This is a genomic window from Lachnoanaerobaculum umeaense (genome assembly GCF_003589745.1).
Lineage (GTDB): Bacteria > Bacillota > Clostridia > Lachnospirales > Lachnospiraceae > Lachnoanaerobaculum > Lachnoanaerobaculum umeaense.
On the sequence record NZ_CP032364.1, the window covers coordinates 407,601 to 425,813 of the forward strand.

General features: G+C 35.7%; 18 protein-coding genes. 16 read left to right on the forward strand and 2 right to left on the reverse strand.

The window, feature by feature from the left end:
* Positions 1 to 3 precede the first annotated feature (3 nt).
* From D4A81_RS01695 to rlmD, 16 genes are all read left to right on the forward strand, one after another.
* Positions 4 to 663 carry an L-fuculose-phosphate aldolase gene (locus D4A81_RS01695; protein ID WP_111523923.1) on the forward strand — a complete coding sequence of 220 codons (660 nt, stop codon included), beginning with the start codon at positions 4 to 6 and terminating at the stop codon, positions 661 to 663.
* A 12-nt stretch (positions 664 to 675) separates the two neighbouring features.
* Positions 676 to 2,175, forward strand: coding sequence for a sugar ABC transporter ATP-binding protein (locus D4A81_RS01700; protein WP_111523924.1), 1,500 nt, complete (start codon positions 676 to 678; stop codon positions 2,173 to 2,175).
* On the forward strand, positions 2,172 to 3,146 hold the full coding sequence (locus D4A81_RS01705) for an ABC transporter permease (protein ID WP_111523925.1): 975 nt from the start codon (positions 2,172 to 2,174) through the stop codon (positions 3,144 to 3,146). Before D4A81_RS01700 ends, D4A81_RS01705 begins: the two co-directional genes overlap by 4 nt.
* 13 nt (positions 3,147 to 3,159) lie before the next feature.
* Positions 3,160 to 4,278 (forward strand): ABC transporter substrate-binding protein, encoded by a 1,119-nt coding sequence (locus D4A81_RS01710; RefSeq protein ID WP_111523926.1) that lies wholly within the window; start codon positions 3,160 to 3,162, stop codon positions 4,276 to 4,278.
* Between the two features lie 16 nt (positions 4,279 to 4,294).
* Positions 4,295 to 4,726, forward strand: a complete 432-nt coding sequence (locus tag D4A81_RS01715) for an RbsD/FucU family protein (RefSeq protein ID WP_111523927.1) — start codon at positions 4,295 to 4,297, stop codon at positions 4,724 to 4,726.
* Positions 4,727 to 4,758: 32 nt separating this feature from the next.
* Positions 4,759 to 5,907 carry a lactaldehyde reductase gene (gene fucO / locus D4A81_RS01720; RefSeq protein ID WP_111523928.1) on the forward strand — a complete coding sequence of 383 codons (1,149 nt, stop codon included), beginning with the start codon at positions 4,759 to 4,761 and terminating at the stop codon, positions 5,905 to 5,907.
* Positions 5,908 to 6,103: 196 nt separating this feature from the next.
* Positions 6,104 to 6,334 (forward strand): PF20097 family protein, encoded by a 231-nt coding sequence (locus tag D4A81_RS01725; RefSeq protein WP_111523929.1) that lies wholly within the window; start codon positions 6,104 to 6,106, stop codon positions 6,332 to 6,334.
* Between the two features lie 141 nt (positions 6,335 to 6,475).
* Positions 6,476 to 7,006, forward strand: a complete 531-nt coding sequence (locus D4A81_RS01730; protein WP_111523930.1) for a hypothetical protein — start codon at positions 6,476 to 6,478, stop codon at positions 7,004 to 7,006.
* A 141-nt stretch (positions 7,007 to 7,147) separates the two neighbouring features.
* Entirely contained in the window at positions 7,148 to 8,188 is a 1,041-nt protein-coding gene (locus D4A81_RS01735) for an ABC transporter substrate-binding protein (protein WP_111523931.1), read from the forward strand.
* A 3-nt stretch (positions 8,189 to 8,191) separates the two neighbouring features.
* The gene (locus D4A81_RS01740) at positions 8,192 to 8,944 is read left to right on the forward strand and encodes an ABC transporter permease (protein WP_111523932.1); all 753 of its coding nucleotides are present in this window, start codon (positions 8,192 to 8,194) and stop codon (positions 8,942 to 8,944) included.
* Positions 8,944 to 9,489, forward strand: coding sequence for an ATP-binding cassette domain-containing protein (locus tag D4A81_RS01745; RefSeq protein WP_111523933.1), 546 nt, complete (start codon positions 8,944 to 8,946; stop codon positions 9,487 to 9,489). The genes D4A81_RS01740 and D4A81_RS01745 overlap by 1 nt, the downstream gene beginning before the upstream one ends.
* Positions 9,490 to 9,495: 6 nt before the next feature.
* Complete coding sequence (locus D4A81_RS01750) at positions 9,496 to 10,500, forward strand: hypothetical protein (RefSeq protein ID WP_111523934.1); 1,005 nt, start codon at positions 9,496 to 9,498, stop codon at positions 10,498 to 10,500.
* A 4-nt stretch (positions 10,501 to 10,504) separates the two neighbouring features.
* Positions 10,505 to 11,608, forward strand: a complete 1,104-nt coding sequence (locus D4A81_RS01755; RefSeq protein ID WP_111523935.1) for an AI-2E family transporter — start codon at positions 10,505 to 10,507, stop codon at positions 11,606 to 11,608.
* A gap of 133 nt (positions 11,609 to 11,741) precedes the next feature.
* A complete protein-coding gene (locus D4A81_RS01760) occupies positions 11,742 to 12,998 on the forward strand; it encodes a S1C family serine protease (protein ID WP_111523936.1) in 1,257 nt (418 codons plus the stop codon).
* A gap of 11 nt (positions 12,999 to 13,009) precedes the next feature.
* The gene (locus tag D4A81_RS01765; protein WP_111523937.1) at positions 13,010 to 13,957 is read left to right on the forward strand and encodes a 3'-5' exoribonuclease YhaM family protein; all 948 of its coding nucleotides are present in this window, start codon (positions 13,010 to 13,012) and stop codon (positions 13,955 to 13,957) included.
* A 63-nt stretch (positions 13,958 to 14,020) separates the two neighbouring features.
* The gene (gene rlmD, locus D4A81_RS01770; RefSeq protein WP_111523938.1) at positions 14,021 to 15,412 is read left to right on the forward strand and encodes a 23S rRNA (uracil(1939)-C(5))-methyltransferase RlmD; all 1,392 of its coding nucleotides are present in this window, start codon (positions 14,021 to 14,023) and stop codon (positions 15,410 to 15,412) included.
* 152 nt (positions 15,413 to 15,564) lie between these two features.
* On the opposite strand, the gene D4A81_RS01775 is transcribed toward rlmD, so the two are convergent.
* Together D4A81_RS01775 and D4A81_RS01780 are read right to left on the reverse strand one after the other, a co-directional pair.
* Positions 15,565 to 17,040 (reverse strand): HD domain-containing protein, encoded by a 1,476-nt coding sequence (locus tag D4A81_RS01775; protein WP_111523939.1) that lies wholly within the window; start codon positions 17,038 to 17,040, stop codon positions 15,565 to 15,567.
* Positions 17,041 to 17,053: 13 nt separating this feature from the next.
* Positions 17,054 to 18,208: a helix-turn-helix domain-containing protein gene (locus D4A81_RS01780; RefSeq protein WP_111523940.1), complete on the reverse strand. Its 1,155-nt coding sequence runs from the start codon at positions 18,206 to 18,208 to the stop codon at positions 17,054 to 17,056.
* Positions 18,209 to 18,213: the final 5 nt, after the last annotated feature.

Genomic DNA, 18,213 nt, shown 5'->3' on the forward strand with positions numbered 1-18,213 from the left:
ATTATGTTGATGGAGAAGGAAAGACTGCTTTTAATAGAGTACGGAAAGAAACTTGTAAAAGCAGGACTTACCAAAGGTACAGGTGGTAACCTGAGTATATTTGACAGAAAGAACGGACATGTGGCAATCACTCCTTCAGGAATAGATTTCTTTGAGATACAGCCTGAGGATATCGTCATCATTGATGTTGACGGAAATGTGATAGAGGGAAACAGAACTCCTTCATCAGAGTGGGCAATGCATGTCATGCCATATAAGTACAGAGATGATATCGATGCGGTTATTCATGCTCATACAATGTATTCAACTGTTATGGGTTGTCTTAGACAGGAACTTCCTGCAACTCATTATATGATTGCAGTAGCAGGAGAGAATGTAAGAGTAGCAGAGTATGCTACATACGGAAGCCCTGAACTTGCAAAGAATGCTTTTGAAGCAATGAAGGACAGAAAAGCGGTTATATTGGCAAATCATGGAATCCTTACAGGTGCAAATGATCTTCTTAACGCTTTCAATATCCTAGAAGAGATAGAGTATTGCTCTGAGGTTTATACAAAGGCAAAGGCCATTGGTGAGCCTGTAATATTACCTCATGAAGAGATGGTTTTGATGGCTGAGAAGTTCAAGACTTATGGTCAGAGGGTTAGTAAAGAAAATAAGTAAGGGGGAGATTTTATGTCAGCATTACTCACAATGAAAAATATAAAGAAATCTTTCTCCGGAGTTGCAGCATTAAAAAATGCCGAACTAGAACTTAATAAGGGTGAAGTAGTTGCACTGATGGGTGAAAATGGTGCAGGAAAATCCACTCTTATGAAGATTTTGACAGGAATATATTCTAAAGACGAAGGTACAGTAACTTTCGAAGGAAAAGAAGTAGAGTATAAGTCGGTATCTGAATCTGAAGAGGCGGGAATTGCAATCGTTCATCAGGAATTAAATATGATGAACGATCTGACAGTGGCACAGAATCTTTTCATCGGAAAAGAGAGAAAAAAAGGTTTCTTTATAGATGATGCAAAGATGGCTGGGGATGCAAAGGAACTGTTTAAAAAACTTAATGTAGATATAAATCCGAATGTGAAGATAGGAAATCTTACTGTAGGAAAGCAGCAGATGGTTGAGATTGCAAAGGCTATATCAACAAATGCCAAGGTTATTGTATTTGATGAGCCTACAGCAGCACTTACAGACTCTGAGATTGAGGAACTTTTCAAGGTTATAAATGATCTAAGAGCTAAGGGTACAGGAATAATTTATATCTCACATAGAATGGACGAGATCAATGTCATCTCAGATAGAGTTATTGTAATGAGAGACGGAGAGTATGTAGGTACTTTGGTAACAAAGGAATGTACCAAGGATGACATTATAAAGATGATGGTTGGAAGAACTGTATTTATGGAACCAAAAACCAAGTCAGATGTTGGTGCAGATGCAGAAGTTGTTCTAAAATGTGAAAATCTAAATAGGGGAAAGCATGTAAAGGATGTTTCATTTGAACTGAGAAAAGGTGAGATACTTGGATTCTCAGGACTGATGGGTGCAGGAAGAACAGAGGTGGCAAGACTTATATTTGGTGCTGATCCTATGGATTCCGGTAAGATATTTATTCACGGCAAGGAAGTGAGTATAAAATCTACAAAGGATGCTGTGAATGCAGGTATAGGTTATCTTTCTGAAGACAGAAAGAGATTTGGACTTTTGGTAGATAAGTCTGTAGAAGAGAACACCTGCCTGTCTTCACTTGAAAAATTCACAAAAGGACTGTTTATAGACGGTGCAAAGTCAAAAACTGTCAGTGAAAAATATGTTAAAGAATTGAAGACCAAAACCCCAAGCGTTTCACAGATTATAAAGAAACTTTCAGGTGGAAATCAGCAAAAGGTGGTTATAGCAAAATGGCTGGTTAAGGATTCTGAAATATTGATATTTGATGAACCTACAAGAGGTATTGATGTAGGTGCAAAAAGTGAAATATATGATTTGATGGAAAGATTAGTCAAGGAAGGCAAATCCATAATAATGATTTCTTCGGAGTTGCCGGAAGTACTCAGAATGAGCGACAGAGTCGTAGTAATGTGTGAGGGCAGAATAACAGGTTGCCTGGACATATCTGAGGCTAGTCAGGAGGGAATTATGACATGTGCGACTAATAGACAGGGGGCAAGATGAACTTAAAAAAGATTTTTTCAAACCAACAGGCGGTAGTTATTGCTGCACTGGTTGTAATATGTATAGTATTTTCGCTTTTAACAGATAAGTTCTTACAGGCTACAACATTTACAAATATTTCAAAGTCAGCATATTATGTAGCTTTTATGGCAATAGGAGTAACTTTCGTTATTTCTACAGGTGGTATTGACTTATCAATAGGTACGGTTGCTATATGTGCCGCACTTATAGGTGGAACATTTATGGAAAAAGGAACTCCAATGTTTATCGTTATTTTGATAATGCTATTGGTTGGAGCGATTTTTGGACTTATAAACGGTATTTTGGTATCGCATTTTGAACTGCCGGCATTTATTGCCACATTGGGAACTATGATGGTATCAAGAGGTCTCGGCTCAATCGTATCAAAGACAAAGACAATCTCATTCCCACAGGGAAACAGTGCAGGTGCTTGGTTTAGAGAGATTTTCATGGTAACAAAGGATGGCGGTATCATTCCAAAGAATTTCCCTACAGGCTTCATACTACTTGCAGTATGTGCAATAATAATGGCGGTAGTACTTAATAAGACAAGACTTGGAAGATATATACTTTCAATAGGTTCAAACAAGGAAGCAACTAGACTTTCAGGTATTGATGTAAAGAAATATGAGACACTTGCTTATGTATTCTCAGGTGTATTTGCAGCACTTGCAGGACTTGCATATGTAGCAGTATTCTCAACAGCACAGCCAAATACAGGTAATGGATTTGAGCTGGATGCTATCGCAGGAGTAGTTATAGGTGGTACATCACTTTCAGGTGGTGTTGGTTCAATAGTTGGAACAATTATAGGTGTGTTTATTATGACAGTACTTAAGATCGGTTTCCCGTATATCGGAGTACAGTCACATTATCAGCTCTTCATCACAGGAATCATATTAGTATTCGCTGTGTATATGGATATCTTAAATAGAAAAAGAAAGGGTTAATAAGGAGGAAATTATGAAGAAGAGATTTTTAGCAATTGCAGTAGCAAGTTTGATGGCAATGTCATTAGTGGCATGTGGTGGTTCAAGCAGTAGTTCAGGTGAGGCTGAGAAGACAACAGCAGCACAGGCAGACAGTTCACAAGCTGGAGAGACAAAGGCAGAGGCAAGCGCTGACGGAAAGAAGATCAATGTTATTGCTAAGGGATTCCAGCATCAGTTCTGGAAAGCGGTAGAGAAGGGAGCAATGCAGGCAGGAACAGATTTAGGTGTTGAAGTATCATTCCAGGGTCCTGATAATGAGTCAGCTATTGCACAGCAGATCGAGTACTTAGATGCAGCTATAGCACAAAAGCCTACAGCTATCTGCTTTGCAGCACTTGATACACAGGCAAGCTTGGGTTCAATCCAGAGTGCAATGGAAAAAGGAATTCCTATGATCGGATTTGACTCAGGTGTTCCGGATGCACCGGAAGGAGCTATCAAGGCTAATGCATCTACAAACAACTTGGAAGCAGGAAAGCTTGCAGCAAAAGAAACATATGAGCTTATCAAAGATAAGATCGACGGTGCTTCAGGCACAGTTAGAATTGGTGTAGTTGCTCAGGAGTCAAACTCACAGTCAATCGTTGAGAGAACAAAGGGCTTCGTTGAAGAGATGACAAAGCTTATAGGAGAAGATAAGGTTTCAGTTGAAGGACATGACAGCTTAAAGAAAGAGAAGAGTGGTGCTCCTGTAGTTATTGATGTAGGTATTCCTGCAGAAGTTAAGGATGCAGACGGTGCAGCAGTTGCATCAGCTATCTTAGAGAAGTCAGACCTCATTGCAATCTATGGTTCAAATGAGTTTGCAGCAAATGCTATTATCACAGCAAACGAAGGTCTTGATAAGATCGGCGAAGGAAAAGTTGTTGCAGTTGGATTTGATGCAGGTAAGAAGCAGCTTCAGGCAATCAAAGACGGTTTATTTGCAGGTAGCGTAACACAGGATCCTGTACAAATCGGATATAAGGCAGTTGAGCTTGCAGTAAAGGCAGCTAATGGCGAGAGCGTATCAGATGTTGATACAGGTGCTTTATGGTACAATAAGGACAATATGGAAGATCCAAAGATTGCTCCATGTTTATACGAATAAATAATAAGAGGCAAATATGTTAAAAGGTATACCTGAGATAATTTCACCGGAACTTTTAAAATACCTTTGTGAAATGGGCCATTCTGACAGATTGGTCATTGCAGATGGCAATTTCCCCACACATAGTGTGGGGAAAAATGCCCATATCATAAGGATGGATGGCCATGGTGTATGTGAGATATTGGATGCTATATTAAGGCTCTTCCCACTTGACACCTATGATCCACATCCTGTAAGTATAATGGAAAAAGTACCCGGAGATACAGTAGAAACTCCAATATGGGATGAATTTAAGAAAATAGTATCAAAGTATGATACCAGAGATGATGTTATAGGCAGCATCGAGAGATTTAAGTTTTACGAAGAAGCAAGAAAAGCATATTTAATCATTGCGACATCAGAAAAGGCACTCTATGGCAATATAATGCTACAAAAGGGTGTTGTATAGTATTTAGTCGGCATATAATAGGGGGATTCATTATGGCTAACAGAATTATATTAAATGAGACATCATATCATGGACAAGGTGCTATTTTAAGCATTACAGAAGAGGCAAAGCTTAGAGGTTTTAAAAAAGCTTTTGTTTGTTCTGATCCTGATTTGATTAAGTTCAATGTAACAAAAAAGGTTACTGATTTGCTTGAAAAAGAGGGACTTGAGTATGAGATTTATTCTGATATTAAGGCAAACCCTACAATTGAAAATGTTCAAAGTGGAGTAGCAGCTTTCAAAAAATCAGGTGCAGATTATATAATAGCTATAGGTGGTGGTTCATCTATGGATACTTCTAAAGCTGTTGGAATAATCATTGCAAACCCTGAGTTTGAAGATGTGAGAAGCCTTGAGGGACTTTCACCTACAAAGAATCCATGTGTTCCTATTTTTGCAGTACCTACAACAGCAGGTACAGCAGCAGAGGTTACTATCAACTATGTTATCACAGATGTTGAGAAGAAGAGAAAGTTTGTCTGTGTAGATCCACATGATATTCCTGTGATAGCATTTGTAGATCCTGACATGATGTCAAGCATGCCAAAGGGACTTACAGCTTCAACAGGTATGGATGCACTTACACATGCTATCGAAGGATATACTACAAAGGGTGCTAATATTATTACAGATATGTTCAACTTAAAGGCTATTGAGCTTATTGCAAAATCACTTCGTGGTGCAGTAGAAAATACTGCGGAAGGAAGGGAAGGCATGGCTATTGGACAGTATCTTACAGGAATGGGATTTTCTAACTGTGGACTTGGAATAGTTCATTCAATGGCACATGGTCTTGGTGCATTGTATGATACACCTCATGGTGTAGCAAATGCTATTATACTTCCAACAGTTATGGAATATAATGCAGATGCAGTTGGTGAGAAACTCAGAGATGTGGCTAAGGCTATGGGAGTAGAAGGCACAGAGAATATGAGTGAAGCTGAGTACAAAAAAGCAGCTGTAGATGCAGTGAAGAAGCTTTCAGAGGATGTAGGCATTCCAAAGGATTTGAAGGAAATAGTAAAACCGGAGGATGTAGACTTCTTATCACAGTCAGCAATGGATGATGCTTGTAGACCGGGCAATCCAAGAGATCCAAAGTTTGAGGAGATTAAAGAATTATTCTTAAGCTTAATGTAAATTGCTAACTTCTATATTTTTATACCAAAGGCGTATGTGCAATCGAAAGGTTGTCCATACGCCTTTTGTGCCATTATTATTGAGGTATTATATTTCCATTATATATAGTACAATGTACTATATATAATGAAAGTGAATTTATAGCTGATAGAAGTATTCAGTGGAGATATAGAATAGAAGATTATATGGAGGATTTATGGAAAAAGAGGCAATAAAATGCCCGTATTGTGGCAAGGAAATGGAAGAGGGAGGAATACCTGTAGACAGATATTCGCTTAGGTGGAAGAGTATGGAGGGAGATAGAGGAGGCTTAAAATACTTTTTGAATTTGGATAAAAAGGATGTAGTACTGGCCTCTATCGTTACAGGTAAGTATTGCACAGCTTATCTTTGCAGAGATTGTGGAAAAATAATAATTGATATATGATAATACATCAATAGAATAAGAAAAAATATAATATCATTTAATCAAAAATTAATTATTACCTTAACTTTATTTGATATAATTGCATAAACTAATTTCAAATAACTTTTTAAATATTCTGGAAATTAAAAGGAGGTTACTAGGATGGAAATTTTAGATCAATTAGGTGATACTGCGAAAAATATAGGAGCAGCTGCAGGTGATTTGATAAAGCAGGTTGTGGACAAGACCGGTGATGCTTTAGAGATTAGCAAAGTCAATTCAAAAATTTCTGCTGAGAAGGTTGAGATAGAAAAAGAAAAGAAAAAAATCAGTGATGCTCTTTTTGATAAGTTTGCAAAGGGTGAGGAAGTACCTGAAGAAGTAAAAGAATTTTGTGAGAATATAAAGGCACACTTCTCAAATATTGACAATTTCAACGAAGAAATCGAAAAAATAAAGGAAGCGGCAGAAAAAAGGGCTGAGGAAATCAAGGCTGCAGCGGAACAAAGGGCTAAGGAAGCTAAAGAAGCAGCAGAAAAAAGAGCTGAAGAAGCCAAAGCCGCTGCTGAAAAAAAGGCAGAAGAAGCAAAAGAAAAGTTAGAGGATACCGTAGATGAGATCAAAGATACCTTAGAAGAAAAGGCAGAAGATACCAAGGATAAGCTTGAAGAAGTGAAGGATGATATCAAGTAAGGTATCGACAATATTTAGAATTAAATTATTGATATTTTTATAGAAATTATTTAAAATGAAAGAGTGAAGCCTTTATGGTTTTACTCTTTTTTGTGAGAGGAAAATATGTTTTAGCTCAGAGAAATATATTTGGAGGTTTGTATGAAAAAAAGAATATTGGCAATAATGGCATGTGCAATAATGGCATTGTCTGCATGTGGAAAGGCAAATGTAAATGAGAGTAGTTCAGCAAGTGCTGAGAGTACAGTAACAGAGAGCACTACAGTATCAGAAAATGAAGAGAGTCTTGGTACAATAAAGCTTGGAGGTTTAAAAGGACCTACAAGTATAGGCTTGGTAAAGCTCGTTGATGATGCAAAAAAAGGCAGTCTTCCATATAGTGTGGAATTTGATATGGAATCAGCTCCTGATGTTATGGCACCGAAGCTTCTAAATGGAGAAGTAGACATTGCGGCATTGCCTGTAAATATGGGTTCTGTGCTTTTCAATAAATCTGACGGCAAGGTAACAATGCTTGATATAGGCACTCTTGGTATTCTTTATATACTTGAAAAAGGTGACCAAAGTATAAAAACTGTAGCAGATTTGAAGGGTAGGACAATAGTAGCAAATGGACAGGGAGCTACACCGGAATATACGCTTAGCTACATCTTATCAGCAAATGGAATGGATATAAACTCTGATGTGACTATTGATTGGAAATCATCAGCAGATGAGGTTATTTCAACTATTGAAAATATGGATAATGCAATAGTTATGTTGCCACAGCCTTTTGTAACAGTCGCTCAGACAAAAGTGCAGAACTTAAATACAGTGCTTGACCTTACAAAGGAGTGGGATGCTATAGGAACAGGTGGAAAGCTTATTACTTCAGGACTTTTTGTAAGAAATGATTTTCTTGAGGAAAATAAGGAACTTGTTAATGAATTTATAGCTAATTATACCGACTCGGTGAAGTGGATCAATGAGAATGTAGAAGATGCATCTAAGCTAGTAGAGGAATATGACATCATAAAAGCCCCTATTGCAGCCAAGGCAATACCATATTGTAATCTTGTTTCTATTACAGGTGATGAAATGAAGACTGCTACAGAGGACTATCTCAAGACTTTGTTTGACTTGAATCCGAAGTCTGTAGGAGAAGCACTACCGGGAGAAGAGTTTTATTATCTTGGAAAATAGTATATGAATAAGAATAAAATACACAAAATTACAGCAGTGCTTTTCGCACTGCTGTTTTGGCAAATAGTAGCAATACTTTTAAACAGGTCATTCATATTATCTTCACCTATAGAGGTATTAGAGACATTATTTGGATTTTGTCGGAGCAATATATTTTGGCTTGGAATGTGGAGAAGTATAGTAAAAATCCTTTTAGGATTTATCCTAGGTTGTGGTATTGGAATTTTTCTGGCAAGTTTGTCTTATAGATTTGCTGTATTTGAAATATATATTTCGCCATATATTATGGTTGTTCGCTCAGTACCGGTGGCATCTTTTGTCATCATTATACTGATATGGTTAGGTAGTGAATGGCTTTCGGTACTTGTGTGCTTTTTTATGGTAATGCCAATATTTTATGCTAATACATTAGAAGGTCTAAAATCTGTAGATGTGAAGATGTTACAGATGGCAAGTATATTTAAAATTACTAAAAAGGCAAGAATTATATATATCTATATGCCGACTCTGGAGTCTTTTTTATTGTCAGCAAGTGTAGCATCTATAGGCATTGCATTTAAATCAGGTATTGCAGCAGAGGTTATAGGCAGACCCAAAAATACTTTAGGATTTTTCTTATTTGATGCAAAGATGTATCTGGAAACTTCAAAAGTCTTTGCAATTACTTTGATAGTTATATTATGTAGTGCTATATTTGAAAGACTGGTAGTATTTATTGTAAAAAGTCTGTTCGATTTTATAAAGAGGATTTATTGATGTTTTTAAAAAATATATGTAAAAACTTTGGAGAGACAGAGGTATTAAAAGATTTCCATTTAGATATAGCTGAGGGTGAACATATTGTACTTATGGGTAAGTCAGGTAAGGGAAAGACGACTATTCTAAATATTATAATGGGCTTTGAAGAGCCTGATAATGGAGAAATGAAAATACCGAATGAGATATCTGTAGTCTTTCAAGAAGACAGGCTCAGTGAGGATTTTAGTGCTATTTCGAATGTATGTCTTATGAAGAGCGATGTATTACTTGCAAAAGAAATACTTGAAAAGCTTGGCATTGATATTAAAAAGTGTGTAAATACTATGAGTGGAGGACAAAAAAGAAGAGTAGCACTTGCCAGATGCCTTACAAGAGATGCAAAACTCTATATATTTGATGAGGCTCTAAAGGGCTTAGATGAAAAGACAAAAGCTGTGGCAATGTCAGTTATTAGAGAGTATACTTGTGGAAGAAGTGTAATATTTGTAACGCATGATATAAATGAAGCAAAAGAGTTTGCAGATAGAATAGTGGAGATTTAAATATTTATGAAAATAAAATTGGAAAAGCTTTCGGAGTGGCATATAGACGGTATAACGCTTTCTGAGGTCTCATATAAGTTTGCACCAATATATGCAAAGAATCACTTTGCCAGAGCTAAGGATGAATTTGTTACTTACTGTATTGACAGTGAGAATAATAGTGGGGTTTTGTGGTTAAGGAATAATGAATATAAGTTTATGCCCATAAATACAGAGAACAGAAGAAGCAATAAACTGTTGCTTAATACAGATGATGGTATTATTTTAATCAGTGAAAATAGGGCTTGGAAAATGGATGCAGATGATGAATTATTCACGCCAATAAATATAGAAAAACCTTGTATTGCTGAAAATATAACAGAGATTTCAACATTGGGAGAGAATAATAATCACCCTGTTATTTGTCGTGTAAGTGTGGATATGATGGCTGCCAACAGCTTTACATTTTTTGAATATAATAAGTACGAAAACACAATAAAATTTGAAGATATACTACAGCCTGTGTTTACAACCGAAAAGACAATGAAAAGATTTTTCACTTCATTGTCTGGGGCAGACGGGCTTTATTATAAGATGGATTTTAAATATAACTATCCTCAAATTGGAAGCATGATGATAAAGGATGATGCGATATATGTATTCTTAGAGGCAGACATTGTAAATCCAGCTGGACTTAGTACTTTTAAGTATTATTGGTATGTGGAAATTAATAAAGATGGAGTTTATAAAAAGAAAATCTGGGGAGCAGAAAAATTAGAAAAACTATCAGGTAAACATGGAGTTAGAGGAAAATTCAGTGCAGATAAAAAATATCTGATTTTATCTCCTATTTTTAAGACAGATGAATGGAAGGGTAAACAAAAATTACTACGGCTCTCAGATTTGGAACTTTTGGATATTACAATGCCAAGAGGCTACTCTAAGTTTAGAGTTATGGATATTTTTGATGAACATGCATTTATAAGTGATGAGATAGATAAGATTATACTTTGTAAAATGACAGAAGGGTAATATTGTGAACGGTATAAAGAAAAAATATATTGTGTATATTATGATTTTTACTATTATAATTTATGCGATAGTGAGATATTTTAATATTGTGGAAGGTTATATCAGGAGTATAACAAAAGCATTAATGCCATTTGTAGCAGGTGCTATGATGGCATATATTATAAACATTCTTATGGATGCTTACGAAGATTTGCTTTTAAAAAGGTTTAATAATAAAAAAATTATAAGAATGATAGCAATCATATTGGCAATATTTACATTCTTGTTGGTAATAGTATTACTTTTAGGCATCATTATACCACAGCTTGTAAAAATACTGTTTTCAATAATGTATACAAATCCTGACAATATCAAAAAGGTAATAGTGGATATAAGTAATAATGAATGGATAGATAAAGCATTATCAATGATAAATATAGATATTAACAAGATAGATGTTGCAGACTATATCACAAAGCTTATAAAAAGTGTAATGTTAAGTGTAGGTAATGTATTGACAGGGGTAATAAGTGGAATATCAGGCGTTTTTAATACCATAATTTCACTTTTTATGGCAGTAGTATTTGCAATATATATACTTTGTGATAAGGAAAAGTTATCTTTACAGGGTGATAAGCTTTTGAGGGCATTTTTACCATCTAAAAGAGAATGGATAATTGATACACTTAAAATATTTAATACAAGCTTTAGGAATTACTTCATAAGTCAGGTGAAAGAAGCGATAATACTTGGTGTATTGCTTTATATTGTGATGTTTATAGCAAGATTGCCCTATGCATCTTCTATTTCAATTTTGGTGGGGGTGACTGCACTGATACCGGTAATAGGTGCATATGCCGGACTTTTTATAGGTGCACTTATGATTCTTACAAAGTCTGTTCAAAGCATGATAATATTTATAATAGTACATACATTGGTTCAACAATTTGAAAACAATATTATATATCCAAGAGTTGTTGGAAGTTCAGTTGGACTTCCGGGTATGTGGGTAATAGTAGCAGTAACTCTTGGTGGCAGTTTGGGCGGAGTATTTGGAGTGATGATATCTGTGCCTGTAGCAGCCGGATTATATTTCATATTAAAGAGGGAAACAGAAAAACGTCTATAGTAGCTGTAGCATTTATATGTATTTTGTGTTAAATCTATATTACATTTGCTTGATAAATCAACACTAAACCATTATAATCTTTTTTAGGGAGAGCGAGGTATTATGTAATATATCCTGAAAGCAGAGGGTTTTTATGCCAAATACAAAAAAAGAACATGAGTCTGATGAGAAAAATCCTTTTATAAAGCAAACTATTATAGAGGAGAACAAGGACCATAAAAAAAGGTTAGTCTCAGCAGCTTGCCTTGCCATTGTTTTTGGAATGGTTGCAGGACCGAGTATGGCATTGACATCATATATTGTAAACAAAAACATACTAAGCAAAAAGACAAAAACCACTATTCAGATTCCAAAGGAAGATGAAACAAGTACTGAGGTGATTGAAGAAACTGAGTCTTCAGAGCAGGTGGAAGATATAGTGGCATCGGCTATCGAGAGCATTGATTTGAATGAGAAGAATTTAGAGCAGATGTATGAGGGTCTAAGCGAAGTTGCAGAAAAAAGGGATAGTACAATAGTAAGAATAAGCACCGTCACCACAGATATTGATTGGTTCAATAATACATTGCAAAATGAAAGCAGTTGTTCAGGAATCATAATAGCCAAGTCAGGTGACAGTCTTATTATTTTGACTGAAAATGTGGCAGGTGGTATAAGGGTGGAGTTTTTTGACAACAGTACGGCAGAAGCCACAGTACTGGGTACAGATCAACTCACAAATTTGATGATACTTGCAGTGGATATTTCTTCTATGGGAGAAAAGATCAAAGATATAGAGCCTATTGTACTTGGGAATTCATATCAGTTGAAAAGAGGAGCTTTTATATTGGCAGTAGGAAGTCCGGTGGGAGTATCTAGGAGTTTGGATATCGGAAATATAACTGCCATTGAAAAGAGTGCAAGCTTTTTTGACGGATATGGTAGGATAATCTATTGTGATAAGCACTTAGAAAATAGAGGAACTTTCCTGATGGATACATCAGGAGATTTGGTAGGTGTTGTTTCAAATCTGGGTGATGGTACATCTACAACAAAAGCATATGGTATATCAGATTTGAAGGTAATTATAGAAAATATGACAAATGGTGTGGGTTCTGCCTACCTTGGAGTGCGTGCACTTGATATTGACAATGATAAAGCACCGGAAGGTATACCAAGTGGTATATATGTTGCTGAGGTAAGAGCTGACTCACCCGCATATAATATAGGTATACAATCCGGGGATATAATTTCTATGATTGGAGATGAGGAAGTAAACTCTATAACAGGGTTTAAAAATATAATGGAGAAGCTGAAACCGAACCAAATTATAAATATCAAAGTGAATCGTTCAGGTAAAGATGGATTTACGGAACTGAATTTTGAGACAACAATTGGTGCTAGGAGCTAGAAGGGTAGAAAATGAAATTTATTGAAAGCTTAAAAGAAGGAATGCATATTTCAGAGGTTTATCTGTGTAAATCTAAGATGATAGCCATATCTAAGACCGGTAAAGAATATGCCAGCCTAAGTTTGCAAGATAAGACAGGAAGCATTGATGCAAAAATATGGGATTTACATTCTCCGGGTATATCTGATGTAGATGCTATGAGCTTTGTGGTGGTAGATGCTGAGGTTACATCATTTAATAATACATTGCAGCTAAAGGTGGCTAGAATAAGAGAAGCTGATGCAAAAGAATATACGGCATCAGACTATGTGCCTGTATCAAAAAATGACATTGAAAAAATGTTTACTGAATTAAAAGAAAAGATAAAATCTGTAAAAAATCCTTTCTTAAATAAGCTTTTGACAGCTATTTTTATAGATGATTTTGAATTTCAAACTACCTTTAAAGCATCTTCAGCAGCAAAGACAGTGCACCATGGATTTCTTGGAGGACTTTTGGAACACACTTTGGGAGTGGTGAAGCTTTGTGAGTATTTTTGTGCGAATTATAGTTCATTAAACCATGATTTGCTTATCACATCTGCTCTTTGTCATGACATAGGAAAGACAAGGGAGCTTTCCGCATTTCCTGCAAATGATTACACTGATGAAGGTCAGCTTGTGGGACATATAGTAATAGGAGTGGGGATTTTAAAGACTCAGATTGACAAGATTCCAGGATTTCCAAAGAAGCTTTCAAATGAGTTGATACATTGCATATTAGCACATCATGGCGAGCTTGAGTACGGTTCTCCAAAAAAACCTGCACTTATAGAAGCTTTGGCACTTAATTTGGCAGATAATGCGGATGCAAAGATGGAGACATTTATTGAGCTTCTGGCTCAGGGACAGGATGGTGCTACAGGCTGGCTTGGTTATAATAAGTTACTTGAGAGCAATTACAGAAAAACAAGTGTATAATATAAAGTCGATTGATATAGACTGATTATCAAAACAGTCTGCTAAATTTAGTAATGAGGATATATGAAAACAAGAAATACATTGAATTACAAAAAAGGTGAAATGATAACAGTTGATATAATAGACTTTGGAGAAAATGGTGAAGGCATCGGAAAGACCGATGCCTTCACATGGTTTATAAAAGATACTGTTATCGGGGATAAAGTCACAGCAAAGGTGATGAAAACAAAGAAAAGCTACGGATATGCAAGACTTGACAGCATAGTTAAGGAAAGCCCCGACAGAATAGAGGCCAAATGTCCGGTGGCAAGAAGCTGTGGAGGATGTACATTACAAAGCCTTGATTATAAAGCAGAGCTTAAACTTAAGCAAAACAAAGTGGAAAATCATCTAAAGAGAATAGGAGGCTTTGACCTGTCAAATGTAGAAATAGAAGAAATTATCGGTATGGAAGATCCAAACAGATACAGAAATAAATCTCAATTTCCGTTCGGAAGAAAGAACGGAAAAAATATTACAGGTTATTTTGCAGGCAGAACTCACAGTATTGTAGAGTTTGATGACTGTATTATAGGTATAGAAGAAAATAAGACTGTATTAAAGACTGTTCTTGACTTTATGGAGAAGTATAGTTTGGATGCCTACAATGAGGAAGACATAAACGGCATAGTAAGACATGTACTTATAAGAAAGGGATTTGCTACAGGTGAGCTGATGGTGTGCATAGTTATAAACGAAAACAATCTGGCACATAGTGATAAGCTTGTAGAGAGCTTATGTGCATCACTTGGAAGTGATTTAAAATCTATTTCTATCAACATTAATAAAAAGAATACCAATGTTATATTAGGAGATACTACGGTAACTCTTTATGGGAATGGTTATATAGAGGATTACATAGGCGATGTGAAGTTTAGAATATCGCCACAGTCCTTTTATCAGGTAAATCCTGTTCAGACCAAGAAGTTGTACGCTAAAGCACTGGAGTATGCCAAATTGACCGGTGAAGAAACAGTTTGGGATATGTACTGTGGTATAGGTACGATTTCACTGTTTCTTGCAAAGTCCGCAAAGTTTGTCTACGGTGTGGAGATAGTAGATGCTGCCATACAAAATGCGATAGAGAATGCAAAGATAAATAATATAGATAATGTAAAATTCTTTGTAGGAAAGGCTGAGGAGATAATTACAGGAGAATATGAAAGCGGTAATATAAGAGATATAGATGTAATAGTGGTGGATCCGCCAAGAAAAGGACTTGATAAGCTGGCAATAGATACCATGCTAAAGCTTCTACCAAAGAGAATCGTATATGTAAGTTGTGATTCATCAACACTGGCAAGAGATTTAAAACTGCTATGTGAGAAGAAATATGAGCTAAAGAAACTGACAGTGGTGGATCAGTTTGCGAGGAGCTATCATACGGAGAGTGTATGTTTACTGGAGCAATGTTAGTTGAGAAAAATCTCCGGTACAAGTATTATCTTTAAAATGTGGATATCTAAGAATATGAAAAAAGAGTTCTATTCAAGTAATGCGTATAAGAAATGTGGATTCATTTTTTATACGCATTTTTGTGGATAAAATATATTTTTCTTATAAGAGCCTTACTCCTTTTGGTTTTCTGAGAGCTTTGAGTTACTATCTTTATTAGTGGAAAAGTATTTAATGAGCTGATCAATTGCTCGGTTTGTTTTTACATACTTGAACCAGCGAAGCTCAGGTAAGACATTAGGATTTGTCTCTATAGATATAACATCTCCTTCGTTTATTGACTCATAGGCTTGATGCTTAAATTTATTGTCATCCACAATTGCATAGTGGAAATGAAGACCTACCTCACTATGAATAGCAAAAGCAAAATCTAAGAAGGTTGCTCCATCTTCAATATACATAGCTGATTCATCTCTTCTATATACCTTAATTTTCTTTCCATCCACTGCTGCACCAAAATCAGTTACAGTTTCTTCATCAAATAGACGCCCCAACTTATATCTCATATATTCAGTCTCTGATTTTACGAAAAGTCGGTAAAGATTCCCCATATTGTCAGAGAGCAGGTAATATATTGAGTCTTTATAAGTGGTTTGCCCAAGGTCTATTATAGTGATATCTTTATCTGCAAGTAAATAAGAATAAATGCCAAAGAAGGCATCAGCAGGTGTATTGCCTGTACTTGAGCAGTAAGTATCACTTATGATAAGTGAAAGGTCGTACATAGCGATGTTTTTTTTACACAAAAGTTTTGGCAAATCAGTGGAAATATTGTTTGCCTGAGCATTTATCTGTCTGTAGATGCTGATAGCAGAGCGTGTATTATAATCAAATCTGGCAATAACGTTAATCTCTATACTGTTTGTATTTTCAGAAGCATAGGTTTTTTGTGAAAAAACTTCAGAAAACAACTTAAGGGTTTTTGATATTGTATAATTATTGTGAGTGCAAATGGCTGAGCGGGCAGTCACAATCTCAGTATATCGTTGTGGATGCTCAATCTCAAGGCATAAGTTCTCTAGGATATCAATAAGTTGATATGCTCTCTCTTTCATCATCATAGGTATAATGATTGCACGAGTATGCTTTGCCTTTAGAATTTTTTTCTCTTCTTTAAATGGACCAATTGTCTGTAAGTTATCGATTCTGTCAGCAACTTTAATAAAGAGAGCCTTTTCACTCATTTTTTCTTTAAGCCGTTCATCAGATAATCTATCAATTTCTTCCTTAGTCAATTCACTCTTACTATCCAGTTCTATATCAATTGCAGTGACAGCGTCCACCATATTTATGAGGTTCTTATTATTAAAAGTATCCATCAGATCAGAATAGGTGGCGTCTGTGTCTTCTAAAGTGTCGTGTAGCAATGCAGCAGAAATAGTTTCTGTATCCAATCCCCATGAAGCTACAAGGTATGCAACCCTAAGAGGATGCATAATATATGGTTCTCCGGTTTTACGCGGTTTCTGTTTTTCATGCTTTCTTTTAGCATACATATATGCCTTATAAACAAATTTTCGATTCGTTACTTTATGGTGTCTATTGATTTCAGTTATAATATCTTCAAAATATTTCTCTAATATATCCATAATCCCCCCCTAGCTAAGATATATCAACATTATCTTGGCTTTTGATAGATACATCTTTTAGAAGATCATACCAAGCTCCATCATCTCGCTCACTGATTTTTGCATAACGAAACATGTTATTTGTAAGACTGGTTTTTACATAACGCTCAAGATTTACCTTGATAATGATCTCTTTTTGAAGGTCTGTAAGAATCTCAGAGTATTTAATGGTTTCTTCATAGCTGTCCGGAGTTTGATATGTTTTTTTGAATAAAGAAATAAGTTCTTTTGCATTTGCATCAGCCTTATATGTAGGATGACTTAGAAGAAGTTGATGGTGGATTTCTTCTGCAGACAGACTTATAGGATATCTTGAAAGAGCTATATATTGAGCAGTGGGTGTAGGTTCGCGACCTTTTGAAACAGAGTTGATTGTACCCATACCGCCTATGTATTCTTTCTTGTTACTGTTGACACGATGCAGAATAATAAGTGCTTTATCCTTTCTGTCATGTGTAAGAGTTAAGAAGGCATGTTCAGCAGAAAACTCAAAATCTCCAAAATATGCCTTTTTTACTAAACTTTCATCATTAGAAATGTACTTATCTATATCATAGTAACTTTTCATAGAATCAATTGTTTTTTTTAGCTGAGTTGCCATATCACGGCATTTGATTCCAAGAACGGCTATACTATTATAGGTGTGTTCATAAATATTGGTTTTATCCTCTGAAATAGTAAGAATACCGTAAAGCAAAGATTCTTCAGGAGTATTCTTGTCCCTCCCTTTATAGGAACTTGTATTAAGATAGTAAACCAGATATGTACCACAGAATTTGTCATAAGATCTTTTTTCGTCTTTTTCGGCAGCACTTAAAGGTATCTGTGCATGAATATCAACTCGATTTATCTCCTTGAAAATAAAATCATCAAGTGAAATTCTAAATAAAATCTTTAGCTTATAGAGAAAATCCAATGGTGGAAATTGCTTTCCGGTACGATACTTGGAAATAGCAGATTCACTATAATTAGTTTGCTCAGATAGCTCCTTTGCACTGATGTTTTGAATTTCCAATAGCTTGTTAAGATTTGCAACAACAGTCGAGGCAGAATCTTCAATACCGGTTGCCCCTGGTTGCTTTTTGGTATCAGATGTTAAATCTGAATGATTAATATTAGTCATACTCATAAATT